Consider the following 5,749-nt stretch of genomic DNA (forward strand, 5'->3'; position numbering starts at 1 on the left):
CCTTCCATACACGGAATTAAAAGTATATGTGAAGTTACTCAACAACTAAAAAATCAAAGGCAATCTGAAGTCCGCTTTGTAAATACAGTCAATTATACAAAAGCAGAAGTTTTCTTTGAGGATGAAATCAATGAATTGACTTCGAAGGAACGAGTCCTTAATTACTATGGTTTTATCACCTTTGAAAATGGTAAGAATATTGGATTGATTGTTAGTCCCCATACCGGTGAAATTATTGTGGAGAAAGCTTTGAAAGAAAGTCCGGAAATTATGTTTTTAATGCTAAAATAAGTAAAAACGAGATGGGGGATATAAAATGAAAGGAAAAGGATGGAAGAAGTACATTCTGATAGTTCTTATTATTTTGTTGTATGTTTTGGAATTAGGTCTTTTATGGAATTATTCTCATCGTATGTATAAAGAAATTATTGAATTTAATTCGATTTTCTTAATTGGCCCGATCCTTTTTCTCATTTGGTTATTTTTTAGTAAAGAAAAATCTCAAGCTTGGATGAAGAATGAGAAATTTGGAAGGGTTTTAGCAGTCGGACATTTATGTTTTGGAGTGCTTATTCTGTTAATCCCGTATGATCTTTCCTATCTGTATTTTATTTCTTTTGCCGTAGGATATGGGATCTATTATTATAGCTCTAAAAATCAGATTTTGAACAGGGGTAAGCGTCTGTCAGCGTGCGCTCTATGTATATTGATGACAGAACTCATTATGACTGTTACTTTTCCGCTTATAACTAATTTAAGAACTGTTGATAAAGCTGAAGAAGTTTTAATACGAATGGGATATACCGAGATTGAATATCATACGAATACTTCGCCCATTAGTATCAGTTGGGTCTTTTCTGATCCTGTACCGGAAATGAGTGAACAAGAGAAGAAAACAGATTTATACGTTTATACAGCGATTCGGCAAGGGGAAAAGCTTGGAATTCTGATCAGTCCGACAACAGGACGGATTATAGCTCAAGCGCCCATTTCTGAGAATAAAGTTTTAAATCTATTAATTCAATATTAAACTCAAAAAAACATAGAAAGAGGTTATCATGGAAGGGAAGACTAGTTTTTGGAACCGATATGGCCTGATGCTTTTGGGAATCCTGCTTTATGGAATAGATCTCGCATTGATCATTTTCGTTACACAGCGGTTGTATAAGAATATCGTAGAGGTGTCATTTGTTATGGCACTGCCTCCGATATATTTTGTGTTCTGGCTTATGCGCGGTAAAGAGGGCCGGGAAAAAAGACGCGAAGATGAGCTCAATTCCAGGCTGTCCCGATGGCTGGTGCCGCCGTTATTCTTTGCCATGGCGCTTTATATATGGGTCGAGATGCCCTATATGTTAGAATGGGGTTATAGTCTTGCCATGGGCGCTGGCACTTTATTGTATCATGCTTGTTTACGCAAACGGATTCCGGGCTGGGGACAGCGAATCTCTGAAATATATATCTGCATTTTGGTTTTAGAATTCTTTCTCATTCTTTCTTTTCCATTGATCACGGGAATGAAAACTGTAAATCAGGCGGAAGCGATCTTAACGCGGCAAGGCGATGAAGACATCCACTATACGGCCAACATTTCTCCATCTGAGCTGGAACGGATCTTTAAAGCTGACGTGCCCGAGTTGACGCGCAGTGAAAAGAAAACTGGATTTTATGTGTTTTCAGCTCTGGATCAGGGAGAAGCGGTCGGCGTGATAGTCAGTCCGGCCAGCGGCCGGATTGTCAGGCAGGCTGCGTTATCCGACAATTTAGTATTGGATCTGATGATTCATCAGTAAGGAGGACGGCATGGATACGCTTAAAACGATGGGGAAACGAATGAAACCGATTTTTGTCTTCGTGCTTTTGGAAGTCCTGCTGGCCGGCGTATTGATCGGCTGTCAGACGCAGGGCCTGGATTTGGATGGAGATCTGCGGCTGATTCTTAGTTACTGCTTTGTTTTATTTGTCGCTTTGTTTCAATGCCTGGATTGTCCGGATAGGAAAATGGATCCGAAGAAATGGAAACATGCCATCTTGGCTTTTATTGCCGTTCTGGTTTTCGCGCTGTTGTATGACCTGCGCTGGGTAGATAATTGGAATTCGGTGAGGAACTTGCTTTCTACGATAGGCACGGTAAGTACGCTGATTCTCCTTCTGATTCGTTTTATCCGTAAGCGGAAACTTTCCGTTGTCACAGGCTCGATGCTGCTGATGGCCAGCGATGGAATTGCCGCTCTGCTTCTGACCTTCCTGTAACCGGAAGGATTTTTAAGCAAATTACCTTTATTTTATTACCAGTCATGATATAATGGATTCGCATTTCAGGTGCAGGAAACTGCTTAATCGGGAACAGAGTGAATTTCTCTGACTGCCCCAGCAACCGTGAAGCGGACAAACTTCCAACAGCCACTGTATATTGATATGGGAAGGCGGAAGGGCGGATGAAGCGAAGTCGGTAGACCGGCCTTAAATGAAAGAAGTCTTGTCTTCTGGGTGAAGGATGAAAGGCTAGGCTGTGATTAGCTCTGTTTTAATCATGGAATAGTCAAACTCACTCATTCTGAATTCAGGAATGAGTTTTTATTTGGAAAGGGGGATTGGGAATGGATCAACGCTGTTGCGCTTATTCGTTTCTAAAAGAAACTTCGCGGCAATGTGATTATGAGGTTGCCAGCGATGAACTGGCGTCGCTGATCGCCCAGGCGGCGCATTCAGCCAGGCATCAGCCGGAACTGCTGAAGCTGTGCGAACTGGTCTATCATGCCAACGGCTCAATCCGGGGACGCCTGGCGATTCGGGACGAGGACTTTGAATGGCTTGATCAGCTGTATGTCCGTCTGACGCAGGAAAACGGACCACTCCGGCAATTTGTGCTGCCGGCTGGCTGCGAAGGGGCCTGCGCGCTGCATGTGCTGCGCAGCCGGTGCAAGGCGGTGCTGCGGATCGCGTACGCCATCGACCGGGAAGAAAAACCGGTACCGGCGATCCTGCTGGATTTCTGGAATCTGTTGTCCAACGTTTTCTTCCAGATGGCACTGAAGGAAAACCGGTTGGAAGGCGTGAGCGAGATTCCGTTTGCTTCCCGCAGCTACGATGTCGGTTAAACAAATCGCGCGAATCGCGATCATGGCGGCGATGATGGCCGTGGTGTTCACGATGTTTTCGCAGGTGCTGTATCTGGAAGCGATCACGCTGACGATCGCGGTGCTGGCGCTGACGTTTGAGCGGCGCGAGGTCTTCTATGGCGCGTTGGTATTTACGCTGGTGAACATGTTGGTGCAGGGTGTTTCCATCTGGACCTTCGCTTACTGCCTGATCTATCCCGTCTATGCGCTTCTGTTCGGCAGCTTGAAGCCGGTGCTGCGGCGGTATCGGTGGTCGGCGGTCGTGCTTGTCGGTCTGTGCTCGTTTGCGACGGGTCAGCTGCTCGATCTGCCGTTTATTCTGTTCTCGCCGAAAGTGACTCTGATTTACATTGTTCTGGGCTTAAAAACGTCGGTTATTCAGGGATTAGTGAGCGCGCTGGAAGCACTGTTTCTGCTTGATCCGCTGCTTGACCGGCTGGAAAAGATGGAGAGGAAATAAAAAATGAAAAAGAAATGGATTGCCGCAGCCGCGATTTTGGCTGCAATTCTGGTCTGTGTGCTGGGCTTCAACGCGCTAAAACCGAAGACGGTGGCCGGCGCAAAAACGATCAACGTTACCGTCGTTAATGAAATCGACGGCACTGAACTGTTTTCCGGAGCGATCAAAACCGATGCGGAAACCTTAGGCAAAATGCTGGAGGAGGCGCCGGAGCTGAAAGCGAAAATGGAAACAAGCACGTACGGCCGACTTTTAACCGCGCTGCTGGACGTAGAACAGGGGGATATGGCGACTGGCCCGTGGTGGCTGTACGAATCGGAAAATAACGAAGCCTGCAAGGCGGCGGGATTCTGTCCGGCCGTTGATGAAACCCCGATTCAGGATCAGGATCATTTCACATTTAAATACACGGACAGCTATTAAAACCGCGATAACCAAACTTCGTTTTTTGCAGGACGCAATTATCCCCACCGGCCGGATATCGGGTAAGAATTTGTTGGATTTTCCAGAAGCATCCGGCTTTGATCTGCGGAAAAATATGGTATAATAAAAACCATTCAGGCTGAAGAAACGAAGGTCAGGATTCATGGGGAATGTTACAAACCCAAAGCAACGTTAGGAAAATGAATGAGAAACAAGGTGCGACAGGACGGATGTCTTCGCCGGCCTTGTTTTTCTTGCCCATAGACAGTAGGAGGAATGCAGAAATGGAAATTGAAGTCATAAAACGCGACGGCCGGACGGTCCGCTTTCACAAGGAAAAAATTCAAAATGTCATTGAAAAGGGGTTTGCCAACGTCGGCACACATTGCAGCGAGGAGAACGTCAGGAAAGTCCTGAACCGGGCTTTGAATCAGATTGAGGCTGCCGATCTGCCGCAGATTGAAATCGAGAAGATTCAGGATCAGGTTGAGGAAGCTTTTGTCGAGGAAGGCTTCATTGAGGAATACAAAGCGTTTAAGAACTACCGTCAGAAGCGCGCGCTGGCCCGCGATTGTTTCTCATCCCGCCAGCACCGGCTGATGAAAACGCTGGAAAACTTCGGGATCAAGGACTCGAAGGAAGTCAATGAAAAGCGGGAGAACGCCAACATCAACGGCGACAGCGCGATGGGGATGATGCTGCAGTACGGCAGCACGCTGACCAAGGCCTATACGACCTCCTATTGTCTGGATCCGAAGGTGGCGGCCGCGCATGAAAACGGCGATATCCACATTCATGACATGGATTTCTATCCGATGGGCACGACAACCTGTCTGCAGATTCCGCTGGACAAGCTGTTTCAGGGTGGTTTCAATACCGGCCACGGTTTTCTGCGCGAGCCAAAGGACATCGCTTCTTACGCGGCGCTGGCGGCGATTGCAATCCAGTCCAATCAGAATGATCAGCACGGCGGTCAGTCGATTCCGCTGTTTGATTACTATCTGGCTCCGGGCGTCATGCATACCTTTAAGAAAAACTACCGTCAGGCGTTGACCGATTATGTCGATTACACCCAGGCGCTGGACTTGGAAACGCTGAATTTGGCGCTGAGCCAGATTGAGGGTCTAAACGATTTGCGGGCGGTGGAGCTGACCGGCGATCAGTTGCCGTTAGTCTATGAAAAAGCGTTGGCGAAAACGGAACGCGCGACATATCAGGCAATGGAAGGTCTGATCCACAATTTGAATACGATGCATTCCCGGGCTGGCGCGCAGGTTCCGTTCAGTTCGATCAACTTCGGAACGGATACGAGCGAAGCGGGCAGAATGGTTTCACGGCAGCTGCTGCTGGCCATGGAGAGCGGTCTGGGCAATCATGAAACGCCGATTTTCCCGATCCTGATCTTCAAGATTAAAGAAGGCGTCAACTACAATCCGGGTGATCCGAACTATGATCTGTTCCAGCTTTCCTGCCGCGTTTCTGCCAAGCGGATGTTCCCGAACTTCGCATTCATCGACGCGCCGTTCAATAAGCAATATTACAAGGAAGGCCGGCCGGAAACGGAAATCGCCTACATGGGCTGCCGGACGCGCGTGATCGGCAATGAGATCGATCCGGAAAACGAAGTCGTCGTCGGCCGGGGCAACCTCAGCTTCACCTCGATCAACCTGCCGCGTCTGGGCTTAAAGCATGGCGAGGTCTTGCAAGGGCAGTGCGATCTGGCGGGCTTCTATCAGGAACTGGA

8 protein-coding genes and 1 riboswitch are annotated in these 5,749 nt (G+C 47.6%); all 8 genes read left to right on the forward strand.

The features are described 5' to 3' along the window. A partial coding sequence (locus tag AC5OW4_RS14115) for a hypothetical protein (protein ID WP_493677115.1) occupies positions 1–291 on the forward strand: 291 nt, incomplete at its 5' end. A gap of 25 nt (positions 292–316) precedes the next feature. Beyond that, complete coding sequence (locus AC5OW4_RS14120; protein WP_493677116.1) at positions 317–1,030, forward strand: hypothetical protein; 714 nt, start codon at positions 317–319, stop codon at positions 1,028–1,030. Positions 1,031–1,058: 28 nt separating this feature from the next. Continuing rightward, positions 1,059–1,793: a hypothetical protein gene (locus AC5OW4_RS14125; RefSeq protein ID WP_072684791.1), complete on the forward strand. Its 735-nt coding sequence runs from the start codon at positions 1,059–1,061 to the stop codon at positions 1,791–1,793. Positions 1,794–1,803: 10 nt separating this feature from the next. Continuing rightward, positions 1,804–2,253 (forward strand): hypothetical protein, encoded by a 450-nt coding sequence (locus AC5OW4_RS14130; RefSeq protein ID WP_072684792.1) that lies wholly within the window; start codon positions 1,804–1,806, stop codon positions 2,251–2,253. A gap of 50 nt (positions 2,254–2,303) precedes the next feature. Further along, a riboswitch (cobalamin riboswitch) is annotated at positions 2,304–2,480 on the forward strand. A gap of 120 nt (positions 2,481–2,600) precedes the next feature. Continuing rightward, a complete protein-coding gene (locus tag AC5OW4_RS14135) occupies positions 2,601–3,101 on the forward strand; it encodes a cobalamin adenosyltransferase family protein (protein WP_072684793.1) in 501 nt (166 codons plus the stop codon). Next, complete coding sequence (locus AC5OW4_RS14140) at positions 3,073–3,582, forward strand: cytochrome B (RefSeq protein WP_493677117.1); 510 nt, start codon at positions 3,073–3,075, stop codon at positions 3,580–3,582. The genes AC5OW4_RS14135 and AC5OW4_RS14140 overlap by 29 nt, the downstream gene beginning before the upstream one ends. Positions 3,583–3,585: 3 nt before the next feature. Beyond that, a complete protein-coding gene (locus AC5OW4_RS14145; RefSeq protein WP_072684795.1) occupies positions 3,586–4,005 on the forward strand; it encodes a DUF4430 domain-containing protein in 420 nt (139 codons plus the stop codon). A gap of 284 nt (positions 4,006–4,289) precedes the next feature. Then, positions 4,290–5,749 (forward strand): anaerobic ribonucleoside-triphosphate reductase (nrdD, locus tag AC5OW4_RS14150; protein WP_493677118.1); only part of this gene is annotated, 1,460 nt, incomplete at its 3' end.

The sequence above is a fragment of the Holdemania sp. genome (assembly GCF_986127675.1).